Genomic DNA, 20,342 nt, shown 5'->3' on the forward strand with positions numbered 1-20,342 from the left:
CCCCCGTTTACCAGGTCTCCCCGGAATCCAGCCGCGCCAGCAGGCCCGGCCAGGCGTCCGCGAAGCCGGGATGCAGTTCCAGGGCGTCCACCTCGGCTACCGGGATCCATAGCAGCGCAATGCTTTCGGGATCGCTGATGACGGGCTCAAAGGATTCCAGCACCCGCACCACCACGGTGGTGTAGGACCAGTAGCCGTGGTCCAGCACTGAGGTGAACAGCACCTCCACGCTCTCCGACGGGACGGCAGCCTCCTCGAAGGCCTCCCGGAGCGCACCGTCCACCGCTTCTTCGCCCTCATGCAGCGCCCCGCCGGGCAGGCCCCAGGTTCCCCCGTTGTGGCTCCAGACGGCCCGGTGCTGCAGGAGCACGCCCTTGGCGGGGTCGTAGGCAAGGACTCCGGCGGCGCCGAACCTGCCCCAGTACCGGCCGCGGTCCCCTTCCACCCAGGCGTCACCCCGATCGCGCGGACCGGTGCGGGGCGGCGGGGTGGAGGACGTGCTGGAGTGCGGAAACTGATCCATGCCCCCAGTCTGACAGGTGGAGCGGCTGGCCGCAGTGCCGCCGCCCCACCCGTCAGGTGCTGTGTGCGCGGTCGACGGCGAAATCGCCGCCGGGATACATGACGGTTTCGTGCCCGTCGTCAAAGCGGACGACATAGGGCGGGCTTCCGCCCTCGCCGCGGACTTCCAGAATCACCCCGTGCCGGTCCGAGGACCCCACCGTCCTACCGTGAACGACGATGCGGTCGCCCTGGGCTGCCTCCATGGCAATCACCTCCCAGCCCCCAGATTACGACTGCCGCGGGCGCGGGAACAGGGCAGAATGGCAGGATGCGGATATGCCGTTGAACCTTGTCCTCATCGCCGACACCCATGTGCCGAAGCGCGCCAAAGACCTTCCCGGGCCAGTATGGCGGGCCGTCGAAAGTGCCGACGTTGTGTTCCACGCGGGTGACTGGGTGGAGGCGGCGCTGCTGGACGAGTTCGAGCGCCGAAGCCGGCGGTTGCTGGGCGTCTATGGCAACAACGACGGCCCGGACCTGCGCCGGCGGCTTCCCGCGACAACCACCACCACGCTGGACGGTGTCCGGTTTGCCATGGTGCACGAGACAGGGCAGGCAAAGGGCCGCGAACAGCGGTGTGAAGCGCTGTATCCGGAAGCCGATGTCCTGGTGTTCGGGCACAGCCACATTCCCTGGGACACGGTGTCACCCAAAGGGCTGCGGCTGCTGAATCCCGGCTCGCCCACGGACCGCCGCCGGCAGCCCTCCTGCACGTTCATGGAAGCCGTGGTCGACGGCGGGCGGTTGGCGGAGGTGAGGCTGGTGGAAGTTCGGCGGGATTGACGTTGCCGGGCCGAAAGGCCGCTTGGCAGGGCGGGGTTTCATTGCCTAGGCTGGGAACCGTAAGCATGCTTAGCTTTTTGGGTTTTGCGATTCCTTGATCGCAGGCTGCTTCAGTTTCCGGGGCGACGAACCAGCCCGAGTCCGCACGAACAGGAGGACCACCATGACTGACCAGTACACCTTCCGTAATCCGGTGACTGCCTACGAAAAGATTTCCCCGCCCAAGCAGCACCAGCCCGAGCCGGGCCTTGATGCCGAACTGGCGCCCAAGGCCGATCTGGGCGAAGAAACGTACCGCGGAACGGGACGGCTGGAAGGCCGCCGCGCCATCGTGACCGGCGCGGACTCAGGCATCGGCGCCGCAACGGCCATTGCCTTTGCCAGGGAAGGCGCCGACGTCGTCCTTTCCTACCTGCCCCAGGAAGAGGAGGACGCCTCCCGCATCGCCGGGATCATCGAGGCCGCAGGCCGTAAGGCTGTCAAGGTGCCGGGCGACCTCAAAGATTCGGCGACGTGCCGGGAACTGGTGGATACCGCGGTTGCCGTGCTGGGCGGGGTGGACATCCTGGTCAACAACGCCGGGAAGCAGGTGGCCCAGGAGGACCTGCAGGACATCACCGACGAGCAGTTCGACCACACCCTAAAGACCAATGTGTACGCCATGTTCTGGGTGACCAAGGCGGCCGTCCCGCACATGCCGGCCGGCTCGACCATCATCAACACCACCTCGATCCAGGCGTACAACCCGTCCCCCACCCTGGTGGACTACGCCACCACCAAGGCCAGCATCAACAACTTCACCAAGGGGCTGGCGCAGCAGCTGGCCCCCAAGGGAATCAGGGTGAACGCCGTGGCCCCGGGACCCATCTGGACCCCCCTGCAAGTCAGCAGCGGCCAGCCCAAGGAGCAGCTGCCGGAATTCGGACAGTCCACTCCCCTGGGCCGGGCAGGACAGCCTGCGGAGCTGGCACCCGCCTATGTCTTCCTGGCCTCACCCGAGTCCAGCTACGTGGTGGGCGAGACGCTGAACGTCAACGGCGGCAGCCCCACGCCCTAGCAGGAACCCCCGGCCCGGCTGACCCGTCAACCTGAGGTCAGTCAGCGGCCTGGCCGGCCAGGATTTCGTCGGTGGCCGGGTCCGGCTCGCCATCGAAGAACTGGGCCAGGACAGTCTTGAACACTGTTTCTCCGGGTGCCGCCCGGAGAAACAGTGTCATGGACGATCGCAGCTTCCTGGCATCGATGCCGCCGAATATGTCTTCGGCGGGCTGGTCGGCGTGGTTGGCCAGGGCCAGGGCGCATTCCAGGAGCCGCGGGCCCAGCACGTCGTGGTCCAGGTAGGCGCGGGCCTCAGCCAGTGAGGAGATGGCGTATTTGCGGGACGTTGCGCTCTGCCCCAAACCGGAAATCTGCGGGAAGACGAACCACATCCAGTGCCCGGATTTCCTCCCGACCTGCAGCTCCCCCAGCGCCTGGTCATAGGTACCGCCGCTGTCTTGCGCGGCAACAAAACGGTCAAGGTCAAAGTGCTCGTTCATGTGGATCTCCCGGTTTAAGGTCAAAGGGTCAAATCGTTGTCGAGGGCGGCTGCCGCCTCCTGAAGCTGCGGGTCGGGGTCGTCCCGCCACCGGGCCAGGACCACACCGGCCCGGTGGCGCTCGCGCTCCCCGAGGCCGGACAGCAGCGGCACCAGGACGTCGGCAAGGAGAGGTTGGGTCAGGTCAGCGGCCTGGGCGGAACGCAGGAAGCCTTCGAGCCGGGTCAGGTCCGAGTGCCGAAGCAGCCGCACCCTTGACTGCAACAGCACCACCGCCGCCAACCGGCGCTCAAACACCGGGCGGGAGCCGGGCCTGGGCTGTCCCCACAGGGCGGAAGCAAGCATCACCGTGGCGTCATGGTCCAGGTCCTTGAATTTACGCAGCGTGTCGCGCACCGTGCCGCGCACCGCTCCGATGGAAGAGCCATAAGAGTCCAGCGCCCAGCCCAGCCGGTTCCCGACGTCGTCCGCCCGATACCAGGCGCCTTCGTTCTGGAGGGTCCGGTCAACGAACTCCACCGCGGCGGACACCACCTCCGTAGGGCCGGTCATCGTCCCCGGCCGGACGAGGCGTGCCGGAGACAAAACGGCGTCCACGGCCGCGCTTCCAGCCTGCCTTCCGCAATGGGTTCACCGCATACTGCGCAGGCGCCGTAGGTCCCCGCGGCCAGGCGGGCCAACGCCGCGTCAATCTGGTCCAGGCCGGCCGAGCTCTGCTTCAGGAGCGCCGAAGCCTGTGAGAGCTCGAAGGCGATCGTGGCCCCTTCGGGATCGTGCTCGTCATCGACGTTGGAGTCCTGCCGGGCCGAATTCGCCGCGTCTATGTCGGCCCGCAGCGCCGGCAGCAGCTCCAGCCGCCGCGCCCGCTCCTCTTCGAGCAGCACGCGGAACCGGTCGAAATCTGGCATGTAATCAGCCTAGCGGTCCGACCGGGAACCGTCGGCATGGAAACGGCCCGTGCCGTGGGGCCAGCAGCATCCCCCTCGCGCCCGTGTCCGCACCGTTACCGGGCTGCACGCCATGGCTATTAGCCGAGCTTAAACCCGGGACGGAGGTAACATCCAAACGTTTGCGGAATTCGAGAGCGGGACCTCGTATGTTATCCAAATGTGACAATGCCGCCGCATGTGGGTTATGGTCTTCAGGTGTCCCTCTCAGTCGGGACATTCCCATCAGTATGCCGAGCCCTGCCGCTGATCATGGGATACAACCGCTCCAGCTGGCAGGGACGGGGGAACCAAGTTTCCGCGGCCACTTGTGGCCTTGGGGTTAAGTCGATAGCGCCTCCGTCCGTTACGGGGATGCTTCCGGCCGGGTATCTCCAGCCCGAACCCGACAGCTCACCCCGCAGGCATGGGAGAGGCGATCAACCGTGTCAAAAAATTCCACCCCTGCCCGTCACCGCGCAACTCCGGCCCGCTCGATTGTTCTCGAGGGCCTCGCCGTGACAGCCAAGTCCCAGGCCCGCTCGCTGGGCCGCCCCGCGCTGGCAGTTGCTGCAGCGTCCGGCATTGCCTTCGGCGTCGGCGCCCCGGCCCACGCCGGTGTCACCGGCCCGGACACCACTGAAAAGACCAACGTGCAGGCCTACTCCGCACCTGCCGCCCCCGTTGCGGCAGCGGCAGCAGGAAGCGTCCACACCGTAGTTTCCGGCGATACCCTCGGTGCCATCGCATCTGCTTACGGCGTTAGCCTGAACGATGTCCTGGCCGCCAACGGCCTGGGCCTGTCCTCGGTTATCTACCCGGGCGACCAGATCCAGATCCCCGGCGCCGGTTACACCGCCGCACCGGCTCCGGCTCCGGCAGCAGCGCCCGTGCAGACTGCAGCCGCCGCTCCGGCCAACACCGGCATGAACATGTCCTACGCCTCGGCCACCCCCGTATCAGCCCCCAGCGGCACGGGCACCGGCGCTGCCATCCTGGCGAACGCCTACAGCCAGCTGGGCGTGCAGCAGGACTGTACTGCCATGGTTGAGAAGGCGCTGCGCTCGGTGGGCAAGTCCGTTGGCGATCTTGCCCCCACCCAGTTCTTCCAGTACGGCACCGTGGTCAGCGCTCCTGCTCCCGGCGACCTGATCATAACCTCCGGCCACGTGGGCGTTTACGCCGGTAACGGCCAGGTTGTCAGCGGCGGCGTGAACGGCTACGACACCCAGGTGCACTCCATCAGCTGGCTGGGCGGCTACTCAGCAGTCCGCGTCGCCTAGTCTTCGCGCAACCGAAGGCGCGCATCCGCGCAGGCATTGAAACAGGAGGGCGGCAGCCGGTACACCGGCTGCCGCCCTCCTGTCGCATCTGCCCTCCGCATCCGCAGCTGTCAGGTCCCGCAGAAGGTCATGTAGCTGCCGAAATCTTCAGGGGCGCCTTCCGCGTAGCGTTCCAGCCCGGACCGCTCGGTGAAGGGATCGCTGACTGCCTCCAGCAGCTGCTGCAAGGGTGCCAGGGTTCCGCCCGTGGCAGCGGCCAGCGCCTCCTCCACAAGGTGGTTCCTGGGGATGTACGCCGGGTTGACGCTGTCCATCAGCTCCGCGTCCGGTTCAAGTGCCTGCCACCGCTCCGCCCAGGAATCGAACGCGGCCAGATCAAGAACCATGCCGCGGACCGGGCGAAGGTCGCCCCGGGCCGCCTTGCCAAGGTTACGGAAGAAGAGGGTGTAGTCCACGGGGCCGTCTTTCAGGATGTCAATGGCGCCGTCCACCAGCGCGGACGTGGTTTCCCCGTCACTGCCCCCGCCGCTGCCAAGGCCGAGCTTGGCATTCATCCCGCTGGTCCACGCCCTGCTGTATTGCCCCCGGAAGCCGCCAAGCACCTCCACCGCCGGGCCAACCGCCTTCTCCTGGTCTTCGTCGATGAGCGGCAGCATCGCCTCGGCGAGCCGGGCAAGGTTCCATTCGGCCAAAACCGGCTGGTTGGCGTAGGCGTAGCGGCCGCTGACGTCGATTGAACTGTAGACGGCGGCGGGATTGAACGCGTCCACGAACGCGCACGGGCCGTAATCGATGGTTTCCCCTGAGATGGTCATGTTGTCTGTATTCATGACCCCGTGCACAAATCCCACCAGCATCCAACGGGCCACCAATTCCGCCTGGGCCGAGACGACAGAGGCGAACAGTTCCAGGTAGGGGTTGTCGGCGTCAGCGGCGTGGGGGTAGTGCCTGCTGATGGCGTGGTCGGCCAGCCGCTTCAGGAGCTCCATGTTTTCCGTGGCACGCGCGTACTGGAAGCTGCCCACGCGCAGGTGGCTGCTTGCCACCCGGGCCAGGACGGCGCCCGGCAGCATATCGTCGCGCCGGACCTGGCGGCCCGTCCCCACGACGGCGAGCGAACGGGTGGTGGGGATGTGCAGGGCGTACATGGCCTCGCTGACGAGGTATTCACGCAGCATGGGCCCGACGACGGCCCGCCCGTCCCCGGCCCGGGCAAAAGGCGTGCGTCCCGAGCCTTTGAGGTGGATGTCAAGGAGGCGTCCGTTCCGGTCCGTGACCTCGCCCAGCAGAAGTGCCCGTCCGTCACCGAGCAGGGGTGAGTATCCGCCGAACTGGTGGCCGGCGTAGGCCTGCGCCACCGGAGTGGCGCCGGGTGGAATGTGATTCCCCACCAGGAGCCGCACGCCTTCGGGACTGCGCAGGTACTCCGGGTCAAGGCCCAGCTCACGCGCAAGCTTCTCGTTGAGGACAAGGAGCCCGGGGCTGGGGGCTTCTTCGGCCTGCCAGGGAACAGCGAGTTCCGACAATTCACGCGCGAAGCGGCCGTCAAAAGCCACCGTGTATTCAGCTGCTGCCGTCATGGTTTAACCCTATCGCCGTCATAATGGTCCGCTGTTTCCCGCACCAGGTGCCGCCGCGGGGGAACGGCTATGCGCTGCAGGTCGTGGGCTGCGATGACCGCGGTCCCTGCAGCACGTGCCTGCGCCTGCTCCGCAAGCAGGGACATGTCGTCGCCGTATCGTGAGGAAAAATGGGTAAGCACCAGCGTCCTGGACTTTCCGGACGCCGCCAGATCCCCTGCCTGCCCGGCGGTCAGGTGCAGATACTGCTGCGCCAGCCCGCCGTCGTCGTTGCTGAATGTTGACTCGGTGACCAGGAGGTCGGTGCCATCGGACAGTTCCTCCGCGCCGCTGCACGGTGCCGTGTCCATGATGAACGCGAAGCGCTGGCCGGGCCTGGGAATGCTCACGTCCTCCAGCGCGACGGCGCCGAGGGAGCCTTTGCGCTGCAGCCGGCCCACGTCGGGCCCTTCGATTCCTGCCGCCCGGAGCCGCTCCGGAAGGAAGGTGCGGCCGTCAGGCTCGGTGAGCAGGTATCCGTACGTCTCGATGCGGTGCCTAAGGGGCCGGACCTCCAGGCCGTCCGCCACAGGGCCGGCACCGGAGTGCGGATGGAGCCGCAGGTCGATGCCGGGCGAGCTTACAGCCACGAGGGCCTGGACAATCTGCTCCCCGGAGGCCGGATAGTGAAGGTGGACGGGGTGTGCAGCACCGTCCAGTGCCATCCGGGACAGGACGCCCGGCAGGCCGTAGCAGTGGTCTCCGTGTACGTGCGTGAGGCAGATCCTGGTGATCTGGCTTGCCGCCACCCCGGCATGGATCATTTGGCGCTGGGTGCCCTCACCGGGGTCGAACAAAAGTCCCTCGCCGTCCCAGCGCAGGAAGTAGCCGTTGTGGTTCCGCGTGCGCGTGGGAACCTGGGAGGCCGTGCCCAGCACCACGAGTTCACGCACCGGGGGCGTCTGCCGGCTCCGCGTGCAGCCCTTTGGCATATGCTGCCTGGCCGAGGTGCTGGAGGCAATCCCCCAGGATGCTGACCAGCCGCACTCCGAGGGTTACGGGCGGATCCCAATGTTTGTCGACCACCCGGTCCAGGTCCGGATCATCAATACCCTGCAGGACCTGGACGGTCTGCCGGTGGACCGCCGCGTAGTATTCCTGCAGCAGTTCGCGGGGCGCCATGACGGCGTCCACCTGTTCGCTGGTGTGGCCGTAGCCGGTGTCCCGCTCCGCAAGAGGGAGACCGAAACGGGATACAAAGCCTTCTGCCGTCCAAACCTGCTCCAGCCCCGAGGCGGAGGCTACCTGCGCATCTTCCACCCGGCCCGTATGCCAGATCAGCCAGCCAATTGAATTGCCGTTACCGGCAGGACGGCGCTGCAGGTCCACCTCGCCGAGTCCTTCCAGCACCTGGCGAACGAGAGCGGGGAGCCGGTCGAAGGCCTCCAGCAGCAGTTCCTTGGATTGCATCTCTTCCCCTTCCCACCGCTGCGGGCCCAGCTGGGCCCGCAGCCTTAGGCCGCTAGCGTTCCAGGTCGTCCGGCTCGAACTGGCTGAGAGGCGAGCCGCCGAAGTTTTCCTCGTCGTCGCTGGCGTCCGCTTCGGGGCCTGTGGGGTTTTCGCCGAAATCGACGTCGGCCGCCGCCTCCCCCAGCGTGGGGGCGTCCGGCGGCACCTGCTCATCGCCGGAGCGGTAGCGGGCTTGCGCGCTTTCGTCCCGCAGCGTCTGGTCGCTGAGGAAGTCCTCCTCTTCACCGGAGACGGCCTCGTCCTGCAACAGGGGGTCCTCCTGCCAGCGTTCCGGATTGTTCTCCGCAGCACCCGGGTAATTGTCGGGTTCCCCCATCACAGGGTCCAGTTCCAGGGACGACGCCGCGCCGGGAGTTTCATCGAGAAGCACGTCGTCCTCCTCCACAACTTCCAGCTCATCGTCGGGGACGTTCTGCTCAGTCATGATGGTGCCTTTCCGGTTGCCGTTCAGCGGACAATAGTAAGCATACTGACGAACCGGGATGGATGTGAACCGTAATGGGTAAGGGACAGGCAAATGGGGCAGAAAACGTGATGGCCAGCAAGGAGAACCGCATGCAACCGAATATGTCCCCCGACGGGCCCGCGGCACAGCCGCCCCGGCTCCAGTCCTTCGCCACCCGGATGTCCGTCCTGTGGACCGACGGATTGGGCCGGGCCAGCATCCGGGCCATCCAGGCACTTTCCGTCCTGGCGCTTGCCTGGGTGGCGGTAGCGGCTGCCATCCGTGTCCCGCTGGTTACCATCCCGGTGCTCGTTGCGTTGATCCTGGCGTCGGCCATGTCTCCTGCCGTCCGCTGGCTTGCGGCACGGGGCTGGCCCCGCGCCTTGGCCGTACTGTCTTCGTTCCTGGTGATCCTGGCGGTGGCGGCCGGAGTGGTGGGTGGCATCATCACCCTGGTCCGGCAGCAGGCCTCCGTCCTGGCCGCCCGGGCAGAAGCAGGTATTGGCCAGCTGCAGCAGTTCATCACCACCGGCCCCGTGGCCCTGACCAGTGACCAGATCGACGCAGCCCGCGGCGAGTTCCAGAAGTTCCTCGCTGGAGGAAGCCTGGGGGCCGACGCGTTGACGGGCCTGCGGACGGCCGGGGAGATTGTGGCAGGTTCAGTCCTGACAGCCGTGATCCTGTTCTTTTTCCTGAAGGACGGCGAGAAGATCCGGGGCTTCCTGATCGGATTCCTCCCCGGGACCCGCCAGGGCAAGGCACATTTGGCGGCCGAACGCAGCATCGTGGTGCTGGGCGGCTACGTCCGGGGGACACTCATCATCGCAGCCATTGACGCCGTCATTGTCCTTACCGGGCTCCTGATCCTGCGGGTTCCGTTGGCAGTCCCCCTTGCCGCGGTGGTCTTCCTGGGCGGCTTCATCCCGATTATCGGCGCAACCGCCGCCGGCAGCCTGGCGGTGCTGGTGGCCCTGGTGGAGAACGGACCGGTTCCCGCGCTGGTGGTCCTGGTGATCCTCGTTGCCGCCAACCAACTGGAACACCACCTCCTCCAGCCCCTCTTCATGGGCCGGGTCCTGCGGATCCACGGGCTGGTGATCATCCTGGCACTGGCCGCGGGGGCAACGCTGGCCGGCGTCATCGGTGCGCTGCTCGCCGTGCCGCTGACCGCCGTCGGCTGGACCATCTACAAGACGCTGGCCGAAAGGGACATCCCCGGCCCGGAGCCTATTGCTCCGGCAGCGCCAGGGGCGTGAAGCGCCCTGAACAGCGCTTCCGTGACTTTCGGCCCTAGAGCGCCGGTGGCGCCCGGGCCAGTCTTGAATGGCAGAAGCCAGTTCACGACAGGCAGGAAGTGCGGCCATGACATCCCGGAAACCCATCGCTGTGGGCACCAACGACTCAGCGCAAAGCCAGGCCGCCGTCCTGTGGGCCGCCCGCCGCGCCCACCGTGCGGACCTGCCGCTGGTAATCCTCCACGTGGTGGATGACCGGTGGGTTGCCGAACCGTATCCGTGGTTTGGAACCCTTCAGCAGGCCGGGGAGGAACTCCTGAAGACAGCCGCCGGACGCCTCGAAGGAACGGTTCCCGTCAGCCCTGACACGGAGTTGCTCACCGGCAGTGTGGGCGGTTCCCTTGCAAAGTACTCCAAGAGGACCTCGATGATGGTCATGGGTTCCGGCAGCGGCCATTTCGGCGGCACCCTTGCCGACCGCGCACTCCAGGTGGCCACGGCCGCCAAGGTCCCTGTCGCCGTCGTCGGAACCCAGGACCTCGAAGGCAGGTCCGGAGTGGTGGTCGGCGTCGACGGATCCCCTGAATCGACCCAGGCGGTTGCGTTCGCGGCCGCCGAGGCAGACCGCGAAGGCGACGAACTCACCGTCGTCTACGCCGTTGATGTGCCGGATCCCATCATCGACGCCGGGCTCTCGCCCGCAGCCATGGCCGAACTTATCGCCGACGAGGAACGCGTGGTGCTCTCCGAAGCGGTGGCAGGGCTCAAGGAAGACTACCCGGACCTGGTGGTGCACCAGCGGCTCGAAACCGAACGGGGCGCGGTTGCCGGCCTTGTCGAGGCCGCCGCCGGGGCGAGGCTGCTGGTGGTGGGCAGCCGGGGCAAGGGGGCCTTTAAGCGCCTCCTGCTCGGTTCCACCGCGCATGGCGTCCTGAAGCACCTTCCGTGCCCCGTGATTATCACCCGGACCGACGCTGCCCTCACTGTGTAGGTGCACCGCCTGCTGGCCTTCCTGCCGGCACTCCGTATTCCGTAGGCGGAAGGTTTGACGCCATGAAAAAGCCCGCTGCCATCATCATGCTGATCCTCGGGATCCTCATCACCCTGCCCGGTTTGGCTGCACTGGCAGGCGGAGCAGTAGCGTCAGCGGTGGGAACCATCCAGGGCGACGGCTACCTGACGTCCGGTATGTCACGCTTTTCCGTCAATTCCTTTGCCCTCACCTCGCCGCGGGCCGATGCCATCGGCGAGGACGTTCCCGGCAGGCTGCCCTTTGACATCGGCAAGCTGAGGCTGCGGGCTGCATCAGTGACACCGGACAAGCCGGTGTTCATTGGCATCGGTCCGCAGGCCGACGTGGAGCAGTACCTGTCAGGCGTGCACCACTCGGAGCTGCTGAACATTCGGCAGCAGCCCTTCCGTGCGGATTACCGGGACGTGCCGGGCGGGAATCCGGCAGCGCCCCCGACGGACCAGCGCTTTTGGACCGCCTCCGCTTCCGGTTCCGGGCAACAGGAGCTCACCTGGAACATCGCGCCCGGCACCTGGGAAGTCGTGGTGATGAACGCCGACGCCTCCCAAGGGGTGGATGTGCAGCTGCAGGCAGGCTTCCACTCGGACCTGTTCCAGCCGGCAGCCACGGGCCTGCTGGTTGGCGGAATCGTTGCCTTGGTAATCGGCATACCCCTCATCATCTTTGGGGCGTCCGGCCTTGGACGGCACGCCGCGCCGGCCCCCGCAGGACCCCCTTCCGGTGGCCCTCCGTACGGTGAGCCACCGTACGGAGGCCCGGCAACAGGCGCACCCGGATATCCCGTGCCGGTGACGGGAGCACCGCCTGTACCCGGGGCCGCACCGCCCTCCGGGCCGTTCGCCCCGGTACCAGGCAGTCCCGGCTACCCTGCAAGGCTCTTCGGTGAGCTGGATCCCGCCCTGTCGCGGTGGATGTGGCTGGTGAAGTGGTTCCTGGCCATCCCGCATTTCATCCTCCTTTTCTTCCTCTGGTTCGCCTTCGTCATCACAACCATCGTGGCCGGGTTCGGCATCCTGTTTACCGGCCGCTACCCGCGGGCGCTGTTCGACTTCAATGTCGGCGTCATGCGGTGGAACTGGCGGGTGGCGTTCTACGCCTACGCCGCCGTCGGCACGGACCTGTACCCGCCGTTCACCCTCAGGCGCACCAATTACCCCGCCGACTTTGACGTGGACTACCCCGAGCGGCTGTCCCGCGGCCTGGTCCTGGTGAAATGGTGGCTGCTCTCGATCCCGCACCTGCTGGTCATCGCCGCCTTTACCAACACCACGTGGCGCTGGCGGGCGGACAACAACTTCGGCGGGACAACCTATGTACAGGAAACGGGACCGTCCCTGCTTGGGGTGCTGGTCCTTATCGCGGCAGTGATCCTGCTGTTCACCGGCCGCTACCAGCGCCCGCTGTTCGATTTCATCCTCGGCGTCAACCGCTGGATTTACCGGGTCCTTGCCTACACCGCTTTGATGCGGGACGAATACCCGCCGTTCCGGCTGGACCAGGGCGCCGCCGAACCTGAGGGGCCCGGAGCGGCCATGCCGCCGGCCGCTGCTCCGCCCGCCGGCGCGCCATGACCTTAGGCCCTAGCCCGGCACCTCCCGTGCGGGCATGATAGGCGTGACAGCGCGGGTCCGACCAAGGGAGCGAACATGAGCATTGCCGGGGCACCAATCGCCCGAATCGTGGTGGGGGTTGACGGTTCGGAAGCCTCCGTGGAGGCGCTGCGCCAGGCGCAACGGCTGGCCACTCCGCTGGGCGCCAAGGTCCAGGCGGTGGCCTGCTGGGAGTACCCGCAGATGTACGACGGCTACGTGATGATGGGGATCGAAGGCTTCGAGGAGGGGGCCAGGAAGATCCTGGACGATGCGGTGGAGCAGGCGTTCGGAGCCGGGACGCCGTCAAACGTCACCTCGACCCTGGTCCGCAGCCACCCCCGTGAAGCGCTGATCGATGCCAGCCGCGACGCCGACATGATCGTGGTGGGGCGCCGGGGGCACGGCGGTTTCGGCGGCCTGCTCCTGGGCTCCGTCAGCTCAGCCATCGTGGCCCACGCCCACTGCCCCGTCCTGGTGGTTCACACCCCCGAGGAGCACTCCGAAGGTTCCAGGAAGGGCTGACCGGGACAGCCGCAGGCAAGGTATTGCGGCCCGGGGGCAGGTGAGGACAGTGCCGGCCAGAGAAATACGGCCGCGGAGTCCGCTGCCGCCATCCCCTGCCGGCCGCCGGAGGCAGAACGATTCGTCCGATCCTGCCCACCACGGCCTGCCTGTCCACGAAGTGGTACTCCTGCTCGAAACGGACGCAGCCAGAGGCCTGGGCCACGACGAGGTGGAGCGCCGGAGGGTGCAATTCGGGACCAACGAGCTTCCGCGGCGGCACACCGGGGGCATCGCCCGCAAGCTGGGACGCCAATTCAACAATCCGCTGGTCTACGTCCTGTTGGCCGCCGCCGTGATAACTGCTTTCCTTGGTGAATTCCTGGATTCCGGGGTCATCCTCGCGGTAGTCCTGGTCAACACGGTCATCGGATTCATCCAGGAAGTCCGGGCAGAAGCAGCCCTGGATGCCCTCCATTCGCTGGTCCGCACACACGCCGCCGTGATGCGCGACGGCGAACGGAAGCAGGTCCCCTCCGAGGACCTGGTCCCCGGAGACCTTGTGCTGCTCCAGGCAGGAGACAAGGTACCTGCCGACCTGCGCCTGGTACGCCTGTCCGCCCTCCGGGTGGATGAATCCGCGCTCACGGGAGAATCCGATCCTGTGTCCAAGGACCAGGTGGTACTCCCGCAGGTCACGCCCGTGGCCGACCGGAGGAACATGCTGTACAGCGGCACGCTGGTGACCGCCGGCAGCGGCGCAGGAATCGTCGTCGCCATTGGCGGCGAAACCGAACTCGGCGAAATCCACCGCCTCATGGGCTCCGTCCGTCCCGTGGCCACGCCGCTGACCCTGAAACTGGCACGCTTCAGCACCACGCTTACCGTAGCCATCCTTGCCCTCGCCGCCGTGGCCTTCCTCGCCGGCCTGGCACATGGGGAACAGCCGGGACAGATGTTCACGGCCGCCGTCGCCCTGGCAGTGGGCGCCATTCCGGAGGGCCTTCCCGCCGCCGTAACGGTGACGCTTGCCATCGGTGTCCGCCGCATGGCCCGGCGCCGTGCGGTGGTCCGGCGGCTCCCAGTCGTCGAAACGCTCGGCAGCACCACGGTGATCTGCTCGGACAAGACGGGCACCTTCACGGAGAACCAGATGACAGTCCGGGCACTCTGGACGCCCTCGGGCAGGTACGACATCACGGGGTCCGGCTACGGCCCGGACGGGCACATCCTCGCGTCAACCGCAGGCGGCACCGCCGGCGGACAGGAACCTGGCGCGGCAATCCGGCCAAAGGACCGGGACGCGGCCCTCTACTGGTCCCTCCTGGGCGGTGCAGCCTGCAACGACGCAAGCATCCGCCCCGAGGGGCCCGGCTGGCTGGCCCGGGGTGACCCTACCGAGGCGGCGATGCTGGTGGCGGCCGGGAAAGGCGGCGCCAGGGTCCGGGATTTCCTGGCCGCCAATCCGAGGCAGGGCGAACTGCCGTTCACCTCGGAGCGGCAGTTCATGGCGACACTGCACGCGTCAACGCCCACCCGCGGCGAAGTCACCGTGTTCGTCAAGGGCGCCGTGGAACGGGTACTGGAGCTATGCGGCCACGAAATGGACAGCGACGGCGGCAACAGGCCCCTCCGCAGGCACGCCGTGCTCACTGCTGCACACGCGCTCGCCGACACCGGGCTGCGGGTGCTGGCCACCGCCATGCTGCGCCTTCCAGCGGACGGCGGAACCCTTTCCAACATCGAGTTGCACGGCCGGATGACCTTGACCGGGCTCCAGGCGATGCACGATCCGCCGCGTTCGGCGGCTGCCGCCTCAGTGGCGGCCTGCCTGCGTGCCGGTGTGGGGGTCAAGATGATCACTGGGGACCACGTGCGGACCGCGGTGACCGTGGCCGCGGCGGTGGGGCTGGACGCGTACCATGGGTCCGGGAGCGCACTGACCGGCGCCCAGCTGGACGCCATCCCGGCCGGTGAATTCGCGAATGCCGTGGAACGGGCCACGGTTTTTGCCCGGGTTTCCCCTGAGCAGAAGCTCCGCCTTATCGATGCCCTGCAGTCCCGCGGGCACGTGGCGGCCATGACCGGCGACGGCGTGAACGATGCACCGGCCCTTCGACAGGCGAACGTGGGCATTGCGATGGGACGCACCGGAACCGAGGTGGCCAAGGAGGCCGCTGACATCGTCCTGACAGATGACGACTTCGCCACCATCGAGGCAGCGGTCGAAGAGGGCAGGAATGTTTTCGACAACCTGACCAAGTTCATGGTCTGGACCCTCCCCACTAACATGGCCGAGGGACTGGTGATCCTCGTGGCCATCCTGCTGGGGGCTACGCTGCCCATCCTGCCCACCCAAATCCTTTGGATCAACATGACCACCGCCGTCGCCCTTGGACTGATGCTCGCCTTTGAGCCGAAGGAACCTGGCCTGATGTCCCGCCCGCCGCGGGCACCTGGCCGCCCCCTCCTGACGTTGGGGCTTACCGTTCGGATCCTGCTCGTGTCGGCTCTCCTGGTCGCCGGGGCCTGGTGGCTCTTTGAACACGAAGTGGCCACCGGCGCAGGCGTGGCGCAGGCCCGCACTTCTGCCGTGAACCTCTTCGTGGCGGTGGAAGTGTTCTACCTCTTCAGCTGCCGGTCCCTGAGCCGCCCCGCCTGGCGGCTAAGGCCCTTCGGCAACCGCTGGCTCATCCTCGGCGTCGTGGTCCAGGCAGCCGGCCAACTGGCCCTCACGTATACCCCGCTGATGAACGAACTCTTCCACACCGCCCCCATCGGCACAGACGCCTGGTTGCGGATCTTTGGCCTGGCGCTGCTGGCCTCCCTCGTGGTCGCCGTGGACAAGCGTTTCCGGCGCACTGGCTTTTAGTTCCGCGGCTTGAGCAGCCCGCATAAGCAGGTGCGGTTCCCACCGGGTCCAGCAGTGCTGGAACAGGACCAACGGCTCTCCCACCCGCTCCGGCGGCGCCTGATACTGAAAGGGAAAGCGGACGGCTGGCGCCCGCCTTCCAGGAACCGGAGGCAGTGGAAGTGTACGGCTGGAATGACGGCATGGGCCTGTGGGGCTATGTCCTGATGAGCATCAGCATGGTGGTGGTCTGGGGGGCGATCATCACCGGTATTGTCCTGCTGGCCCGTTCCCTGCGGGCACCCTCCCCGCACCCCATGCAGCAATCCCCGCGGATGGCGGAGGACGTGCTCGCCGAGCGCTTCGCCCGCGGGGAAATTGACGCAGTTGAATACCAGAACAGGCTGGCCGTCCTGCGTGGCCAGCCGGGTACGTGATTTCGTGGGTCCCGCAGGCAACGGACAGTGGGGTGCAGCTGTGCCACTCTCTGAATTCGAGAAACGCGAACTCGAACTGATCGGTCATGGCCTGGAAGGAGACGATCCCCGGCTCGCCGGCCTGCTCAGCCGGGATATCGCAGCGCTGTCCCTCCGGACCCGCATCAGCCGGGGATTACTGCTCTTCGCGGCAGGCGTCGGCGTCCTCCTCCTTGGCCTGGTGATCCGGGTCCCTTCGGTGGGCATCGCAGGGTTTGCCGTCATGAACGGCGGCGCCTACTGGGCCATCAAGGACCTTCGGTGGTCCTTGCGCAGCAGGAACCGGCACGTTGGGCAACTGGAAGGCAACAACGAATGAACGGGAACGGCAAGGACCTTTCGTCCGAGCAGCAGGCGCTGCAGGCGGTGGAGGCCCACCATGCGGATATGCTGCGGCACCTCAACGGGCTGGTAGGGCTGCTCACCCAGGCCGTGGAGGCGGGCGACCCTGCCGCTGGGCAGGCTGCGCAGGCCACCCTCCTCGACTGGTGTGACAAGGAACTGGTGCCCCATGCCCTGGCCGAGGAGGGTCCGCTCTACAGCGGGCCGCACGGCATGCCTGAGGCCAAACTGCTGGTGGACGGCATGCTGGCCGAGCACCACGTCATCGTCGGCCTGGTCGAAGAACTCAGGACGGCCGACGGGGTCCCTGCGGCAGTTGCGGCCGGCGCCATCCAGCGGATCTTCGCGCTGCATTTGGACAAGGAGAACCGCCTCCTGATGCCTTTCGTCGTCCAGTCCTCCGGGCTGTCACTCGCCCATGCAGTTGAGGGATTGCACGAACTGGTGGGAGAAGGCCCGTCAGGGCACCACGGCTGAACGGGGATGGGCACCGCCCACTTCTTCAGCCGCCGCCTCTGCCCGGGTCCCTGCCTCCGGAGCTTCTGCCTCCGGACCGTGGACCACCAGCACCGGGCAGTGCGCGTGGCTCACGCACGCCGAACTCACCGAACCCGGGACGAAGCTCCCGTGTCCCCGTCTGCCGACGATCACCAGGGACGCATTGCGGCTGGCGTCAATCAGCGCCGGGCCGGGCTTGCCCCGGACCAGCCGGGGGTGCACGAACGAAGGCAGTTCCCCGAAAGCCTCTGCGAGGGCCTGGTGGAGTACTTGTTCCGCGGCATACTTGAACCCCTCGATCCCGACGGCGAGGTACACCCCGTAGCCCGCCGGAACGTCCCAGCACGCCCACGCTTCGACTTTCGCCGACATGGGTTCCGCCATGGCCCGGGCCACCCGGAGCGCGGCGACGGAGGCTTCGGATCCATCCACCCCAACGATGATCCTCGGGTGCGGTTCAAGGGCACTCATGCCGGCTCCAATCGCTGACTTGCCATGTACTTTCCTGTGGCCGGATACTCTCCTGTGGCTCGTCCCAGAATGGACCACAAACACTTCCCGGGGAAGGGCCGAAGGTCATCAGGTCCGCGCGTGCAGGGGCCATTGCGCGGCCCATTGCGCGGCCGGATTCGGTTACGTGGACTTTGGTCCCTTCCCGCACCCGCCTCCCCGGGTAACAATGGGACCAGGCCCTCCCCGGGGCTACCCCGCATGCCGCGGGGTCATGATCCTGAAGACATTGGGAGCGTTCGGTGCACAAGCATGAAGCAGGGACTGATGAGCCAACAGGATCCTTGGGGCCGGTCCGCGTGTTCATCCTCGATGACCATGAGCTTGTCAGGCAGGGGCTGAAGGACCTGCTGGAAGGCGAGGGGTTCCTGGTAGTAGGCGAAAGCGGGTCTGCGGCCGAAGCGACCCGCCGCATCCCGGCCCTGCACCCGGACATTGCCATTCTCGACGGGCGGCTTCCTGACGGTACGGGCATCGAAGTCTGCCGGGACGTTCGTTCCCTCGATCCCCGCCTGCGCTGCCTGATCCTGACCAGCTACGACGACGAACAGGCCCTGCGCGGGGCAGTCCTGGCAGGTGCCTCCGGATACATCCTGAAACAGATCAGGAGCGACGATCTCCTGGCCGGGATCCGGAAGGCCGCTGCCGGCGAATCACTGTTTGACCCGGGGATGGAGCAGCAGATCATCACCGGGCTTTCCACCGCACCGACAGATCCCCGGTTGGAGGGCCTGAGCGCGCAGGAGAAGAAGGTGCTGGCGCTGATCGGCCAGGGGCTGACCAACCGCCAGATCGGCGACGAGCTGTTCCTGGCGGAAAAGACAGTCAAGAACTACGTTTCGTCCATCCTGGCCAAACTGGGCTTCGAGCGCAGGACGCAGGCGGCCGTTTACGTCACCAGGAGCTCACCGGAGTCCGCCTGACCGGACAGGTCAACCGAGTGGTGCCGACCAACGCACAGACGTGCCCTGCCCCGGAACGCTCTCGATGAGGCAGCTGCCCTTCAGCAATTCAGCGCGGTGGCGCATATTCGCCAGGCCGCTCACCTGGCCGGGCTCGGCGAACCCCCGGCCGTTGTCATGGATGAGGAGCTGGACTGCATTCCCGGCACGGGCTTTCCTGCCATCACCGTTCGTACCCGAAGCATCGCCAGGCCCCACGGCAACGGTGACCTGGATGTCGTCGGCGCCGGAATGCCGGAGTGCATTGCTGAGCCCCTCCGACAGCACTGACAACAGATGCACTGCCACATCCTCGCGGATCGAGTCCACCGGTCCGTCCAGGGATACCTTGGGGGTCAGGGCGTAGCTGCGGGAATTCTCCCGGACCACCCGCAAGATCCGGCCCGTCAACGGTTCACGTTCCTCATCCGCTGTGCGGAGGGAGTAGATGGTGTCCCGCAGCTTGCGGATGGTCTCATCGAGTTCGGTGGTCACGGCGGCGATGCGCTCATGCGCCACCGGATCCAGGGTGTAGCGCCGCAGGCTCTGGATACTCAGCCCGGCAGCAAACAGGCGCTGGATGACCAGATCGTGCAGGTCCCGGGCAATCCGTTCCCGGTCCGTGAACAGAAGGTTCTGTTCGCGCAACGCGTTCACACGGGCAAGGTCCAGCGCTAGTCCGATCCGGCTTCCGAAGATGGCGCTGGACTCTGCCTCGGCCTGGCTGAACACAGCAGTACCCTGTGCGCGCGCCAGCAGCAGGACCCCATTGTCGCTGGAGCTGTGCCCAAGCGAGCACACGAGTACGGAGCCAAGCTTTTCCGCTACCCCGTCCTCGAACACCTGCCGCGGATCCTTCGCCACCAACGATCCGCCGCCCTCGAGGACGCTCGATACCGCTTGTGAAACCATGAGTTCCTGGCCGGCCTGCAGACCCTGCACCCCGAGGCATGAACGGCAGCGAAGCGTGCCGTCACCGGCCGGAACGGCCACGACTGCAAGCGCGGAGTCCGAGACCTTGAGGGCGGTGTCGGCAACAACATCCAGGTTGTCCCCATCCCCCGGGTGAGAGGTCATGATCAACCTGCTGCTCAGTTCCATCCCTGCCTCGAGCCATTTCTGCCGCCGGCTGCTGTCTTCGAACAGGCGGGCGTTCTGGATCGCCACTCCGGCCGCTGCAGCCAGGGCCACCGCAAGGTCTTCATCTTCCACGGTGAAGTCCTCCCCGCCCTGTTTTTCCGTCAGGTAGAGGTTGCCGAACACTTCATCCCGGACGCGGACCGGCACGCCCAGGAAGGTCCTCATGGGCGGATGGTTCGCGGGAAATCCGGACGTAATGGGGTGTTGGCCAAGGTCATGGAGGCGTAGGGGTTTCGGCTCGCGGATCAAGAGGCCCAGCACGCCGTGGCCGGTGGGAAGGTCGCCGATGGATCGGATTCCTTCTTCGTCGATTCCCACCGTGATGAAGTGGCTCAGCCTTCGGTCCTCTCCGATGACTCCCAATGCGCCGTACCGCGCGCCCACCAGGGCGCAGGCCGACCGCACAAGTCGGTCAAGGACGGCTTCAAGGCTCAGGTCCTCAGCGAGGGCCACCACCGCCGCCAAGAGTCCGTTGATCCGTTCCTGCGTGTCCAGCAATTCATCCCCGCGGGCCGTAAAGTCCCGCACCAGGTCTTCCATTCTGTCCCTCATCGGCGAGCGCCAAGGCTGCTCAGAACTCACGTGCCACCTCCTGC

General features: G+C 66.8%; 23 protein-coding genes and 1 riboswitch. Of the genes, 12 read left to right on the forward strand and 11 right to left on the reverse strand.

Annotation, left to right across the window (positions count from 1 at the left end; all coding sequences use genetic code 11):
- Positions 1-7: 7 nt before the first annotated feature.
- Entirely contained in the window at positions 8-523 is a 516-nt protein-coding gene (locus JCQ34_RS10305; RefSeq protein WP_286397350.1) for an NUDIX domain-containing protein, read from the reverse strand.
- Positions 524-575: 52 nt separating this feature from the next.
- Positions 576-767 carry a DUF1918 domain-containing protein gene (locus tag JCQ34_RS10310; RefSeq protein WP_286397352.1) on the reverse strand — a complete coding sequence of 64 codons (192 nt, stop codon included), beginning with the start codon at positions 765-767 and terminating at the stop codon, positions 576-578.
- Positions 768-840: 73 nt separating this feature from the next.
- Here JCQ34_RS10310 and JCQ34_RS10315 point away from each other — a divergent pair, with 73 nt between their 5' ends.
- Together JCQ34_RS10315 and JCQ34_RS10320 are read left to right on the forward strand one after the other, a co-directional pair.
- The gene (locus tag JCQ34_RS10315) at positions 841-1,347 is read left to right on the forward strand and encodes a metallophosphoesterase family protein (protein ID WP_286397355.1); all 507 of its coding nucleotides are present in this window, start codon (positions 841-843) and stop codon (positions 1,345-1,347) included.
- Between the two features lie 163 nt (positions 1,348-1,510).
- Complete coding sequence (locus tag JCQ34_RS10320; RefSeq protein WP_142133701.1) at positions 1,511-2,404, forward strand: glucose 1-dehydrogenase; 894 nt, start codon at positions 1,511-1,513, stop codon at positions 2,402-2,404.
- A gap of 37 nt (positions 2,405-2,441) precedes the next feature.
- Here the strand turns inward: JCQ34_RS10320 and JCQ34_RS10325 are convergent, their stop codons facing one another.
- Genes JCQ34_RS10325 through JCQ34_RS10335 form a run of 3 tightly spaced genes read right to left on the reverse strand, consistent with a single transcriptional unit; the run spans position 2,442 to position 3,792 of the window.
- Complete coding sequence (locus JCQ34_RS10325; RefSeq protein ID WP_286397357.1) at positions 2,442-2,885, reverse strand: DUF1810 domain-containing protein; 444 nt, start codon at positions 2,883-2,885, stop codon at positions 2,442-2,444.
- A 20-nt stretch (positions 2,886-2,905) separates the two neighbouring features.
- A complete protein-coding gene (locus JCQ34_RS10330; protein WP_286397360.1) occupies positions 2,906-3,436 on the reverse strand; it encodes a DNA alkylation repair protein in 531 nt (176 codons plus the stop codon).
- A complete protein-coding gene (locus tag JCQ34_RS10335; RefSeq protein ID WP_286397363.1) occupies positions 3,433-3,792 on the reverse strand; it encodes a TraR/DksA family transcriptional regulator in 360 nt (119 codons plus the stop codon). The genes JCQ34_RS10330 and JCQ34_RS10335 overlap by 4 nt, the downstream gene beginning before the upstream one ends.
- Positions 3,793-4,082: 290 nt before the next feature.
- A riboswitch (cyclic di-AMP (ydaO/yuaA leader) is annotated at positions 4,083-4,253 on the forward strand.
- Positions 4,254-4,256: 3 nt separating this feature from the next.
- On the opposite strand from JCQ34_RS10335, the gene JCQ34_RS10340 reads away from it, so the two are divergent.
- Entirely contained in the window at positions 4,257-5,093 is an 837-nt protein-coding gene (locus JCQ34_RS10340; protein WP_286397366.1) for a C40 family peptidase, read from the forward strand.
- 110 nt (positions 5,094-5,203) lie between these two features.
- Here the strand turns inward: JCQ34_RS10340 and JCQ34_RS10345 are convergent, their stop codons facing one another.
- Genes JCQ34_RS10345 through JCQ34_RS10360 form a run of 4 tightly spaced genes read right to left on the reverse strand, consistent with a single transcriptional unit; the run spans position 5,204 to position 8,606 of the window.
- On the reverse strand, positions 5,204-6,673 hold the full coding sequence (locus tag JCQ34_RS10345) for a protein adenylyltransferase SelO (RefSeq protein WP_286397368.1): 1,470 nt from the start codon (positions 6,671-6,673) through the stop codon (positions 5,204-5,206).
- Positions 6,670-7,605: a ribonuclease Z gene (locus JCQ34_RS10350; protein ID WP_286397370.1), complete on the reverse strand. Its 936-nt coding sequence runs from the start codon at positions 7,603-7,605 to the stop codon at positions 6,670-6,672. Before JCQ34_RS10350 ends, JCQ34_RS10345 begins: the two co-directional genes overlap by 4 nt.
- Positions 7,598-8,122 (reverse strand): mycothiol transferase, encoded by a 525-nt coding sequence (locus JCQ34_RS10355; RefSeq protein WP_286397372.1) that lies wholly within the window; start codon positions 8,120-8,122, stop codon positions 7,598-7,600. Before JCQ34_RS10355 ends, JCQ34_RS10350 begins: the two co-directional genes overlap by 8 nt.
- A 52-nt stretch (positions 8,123-8,174) precedes the next feature.
- On the reverse strand, positions 8,175-8,606 hold the full coding sequence (locus tag JCQ34_RS10360) for a hypothetical protein (protein ID WP_286397374.1): 432 nt from the start codon (positions 8,604-8,606) through the stop codon (positions 8,175-8,177).
- A 131-nt stretch (positions 8,607-8,737) separates the two neighbouring features.
- Here JCQ34_RS10360 and JCQ34_RS10365 point away from each other — a divergent pair, with 131 nt between their 5' ends.
- The 8 genes from JCQ34_RS10365 (at position 8,738) to JCQ34_RS10400 (ending at position 17,134) form a co-directional block, all read left to right on the forward strand.
- Positions 8,738-9,883: an AI-2E family transporter gene (locus JCQ34_RS10365; RefSeq protein WP_286397376.1), complete on the forward strand. Its 1,146-nt coding sequence runs from the start codon at positions 8,738-8,740 to the stop codon at positions 9,881-9,883.
- Positions 9,884-9,989: 106 nt separating this feature from the next.
- On the forward strand, positions 9,990-10,853 hold the full coding sequence (locus JCQ34_RS10370; RefSeq protein WP_286397378.1) for a universal stress protein: 864 nt from the start codon (positions 9,990-9,992) through the stop codon (positions 10,851-10,853).
- Between the two features lie 62 nt (positions 10,854-10,915).
- The gene (locus JCQ34_RS10375) at positions 10,916-12,466 is read left to right on the forward strand and encodes a DUF4389 domain-containing protein (RefSeq protein ID WP_286397379.1); all 1,551 of its coding nucleotides are present in this window, start codon (positions 10,916-10,918) and stop codon (positions 12,464-12,466) included.
- A gap of 75 nt (positions 12,467-12,541) precedes the next feature.
- Positions 12,542-13,009 carry a universal stress protein gene (locus tag JCQ34_RS10380; RefSeq protein WP_286397381.1) on the forward strand — a complete coding sequence of 156 codons (468 nt, stop codon included), beginning with the start codon at positions 12,542-12,544 and terminating at the stop codon, positions 13,007-13,009.
- A gap of 49 nt (positions 13,010-13,058) precedes the next feature.
- Positions 13,059-15,860, forward strand: coding sequence for an HAD-IC family P-type ATPase (locus JCQ34_RS10385; RefSeq protein ID WP_286397383.1), 2,802 nt, complete (start codon positions 13,059-13,061; stop codon positions 15,858-15,860).
- 161 nt (positions 15,861-16,021) lie between these two features.
- Positions 16,022-16,276, forward strand: a complete 255-nt coding sequence (locus JCQ34_RS10390) for an SHOCT domain-containing protein (protein WP_286397384.1) — start codon at positions 16,022-16,024, stop codon at positions 16,274-16,276.
- 40 nt (positions 16,277-16,316) lie between these two features.
- Positions 16,317-16,634, forward strand: a complete 318-nt coding sequence (locus tag JCQ34_RS10395) for a DUF3040 domain-containing protein (protein ID WP_286397386.1) — start codon at positions 16,317-16,319, stop codon at positions 16,632-16,634.
- On the forward strand, positions 16,631-17,134 hold the full coding sequence (locus JCQ34_RS10400) for a hemerythrin domain-containing protein (protein WP_286397387.1): 504 nt from the start codon (positions 16,631-16,633) through the stop codon (positions 17,132-17,134). The genes JCQ34_RS10395 and JCQ34_RS10400 overlap by 4 nt, the downstream gene beginning before the upstream one ends.
- Here JCQ34_RS10400 and JCQ34_RS10405 read toward each other — a convergent pair.
- A complete protein-coding gene (locus JCQ34_RS10405; protein WP_286397388.1) occupies positions 17,117-17,626 on the reverse strand; it encodes a universal stress protein in 510 nt (169 codons plus the stop codon). The genes JCQ34_RS10400 and JCQ34_RS10405 overlap by 18 nt on opposite strands.
- 338 nt (positions 17,627-17,964) lie before the next feature.
- Between JCQ34_RS10405 and JCQ34_RS10410 the strand changes: the two genes are divergently transcribed.
- Positions 17,965-18,588, forward strand: coding sequence for a response regulator (locus JCQ34_RS10410; protein WP_286404417.1), 624 nt, complete (start codon positions 17,965-17,967; stop codon positions 18,586-18,588).
- A gap of 9 nt (positions 18,589-18,597) precedes the next feature.
- Here the strand turns inward: JCQ34_RS10410 and JCQ34_RS10415 are convergent, their stop codons facing one another.
- Positions 18,598-20,298, reverse strand: coding sequence for a GAF domain-containing sensor histidine kinase (locus JCQ34_RS10415; RefSeq protein WP_286404419.1), 1,701 nt, complete (start codon positions 20,296-20,298; stop codon positions 18,598-18,600).
- Positions 20,299-20,342 lie beyond the last annotated feature (44 nt).

It is taken from the genome of Pseudarthrobacter defluvii (assembly GCF_030323865.1).
Classification (GTDB): Bacteria; Actinomycetota; Actinomycetes; order Actinomycetales; family Micrococcaceae; genus Arthrobacter; species Arthrobacter sedimenti.

Bases quoted from the DNA above. Each gene is read 5' to 3' on its own strand.
- JCQ34_RS10305 (WP_286397350.1), bottom strand. From the start codon at position 523: ATGGATCAGTTTCCGCACTCCAGCACGTCCTCCACCCCGCCGCCCCGC.
- JCQ34_RS10310 (WP_286397352.1), bottom strand. From the start codon at position 767: ATGGAGGCAGCCCAGGGCGACCGCATCGTCGTTCACGGTAGGACGGTG.
- JCQ34_RS10315 (WP_286397355.1), top strand. From the start codon at position 841: ATGCCGTTGAACCTTGTCCTCATCGCCGACACCCATGTGCCGAAGCGC.
- JCQ34_RS10320 (WP_142133701.1), top strand. From the start codon at position 1,511: ATGACTGACCAGTACACCTTCCGTAATCCGGTGACTGCCTACGAAAAG.
- JCQ34_RS10325 (WP_286397357.1), bottom strand. From the start codon at position 2,885: ATGAACGAGCACTTTGACCTTGACCGTTTTGTTGCCGCGCAAGACAGC.
- JCQ34_RS10330 (WP_286397360.1), bottom strand. From the start codon at position 3,436: ATGACCGGCCCTACGGAGGTGGTGTCCGCCGCGGTGGAGTTCGTTGAC.
- JCQ34_RS10335 (WP_286397363.1), bottom strand. From the start codon at position 3,792: ATGCCAGATTTCGACCGGTTCCGCGTGCTGCTCGAAGAGGAGCGGGCG.
- JCQ34_RS10345 (WP_286397368.1), bottom strand. From the start codon at position 6,673: ATGACGGCAGCAGCTGAATACACGGTGGCTTTTGACGGCCGCTTCGCG.
- JCQ34_RS10355 (WP_286397372.1), bottom strand. From the start codon at position 8,122: ATGCAATCCAAGGAACTGCTGCTGGAGGCCTTCGACCGGCTCCCCGCT.
- JCQ34_RS10360 (WP_286397374.1), bottom strand. From the start codon at position 8,606: ATGACTGAGCAGAACGTCCCCGACGATGAGCTGGAAGTTGTGGAGGAG.
- JCQ34_RS10365 (WP_286397376.1), top strand. From the start codon at position 8,738: ATGCAACCGAATATGTCCCCCGACGGGCCCGCGGCACAGCCGCCCCGG.
- JCQ34_RS10370 (WP_286397378.1), top strand. From the start codon at position 9,990: ATGACATCCCGGAAACCCATCGCTGTGGGCACCAACGACTCAGCGCAA.
- JCQ34_RS10375 (WP_286397379.1), top strand. From the start codon at position 10,916: ATGAAAAAGCCCGCTGCCATCATCATGCTGATCCTCGGGATCCTCATC.
- JCQ34_RS10380 (WP_286397381.1), top strand. From the start codon at position 12,542: ATGAGCATTGCCGGGGCACCAATCGCCCGAATCGTGGTGGGGGTTGAC.
- JCQ34_RS10400 (WP_286397387.1), top strand. From the start codon at position 16,631: ATGAACGGGAACGGCAAGGACCTTTCGTCCGAGCAGCAGGCGCTGCAG.
- JCQ34_RS10405 (WP_286397388.1), bottom strand. From the start codon at position 17,626: ATGAGTGCCCTTGAACCGCACCCGAGGATCATCGTTGGGGTGGATGGA.
- JCQ34_RS10415 (WP_286404419.1), bottom strand. From the start codon at position 20,298: ATGAGGGACAGAATGGAAGACCTGGTGCGGGACTTTACGGCCCGCGGG.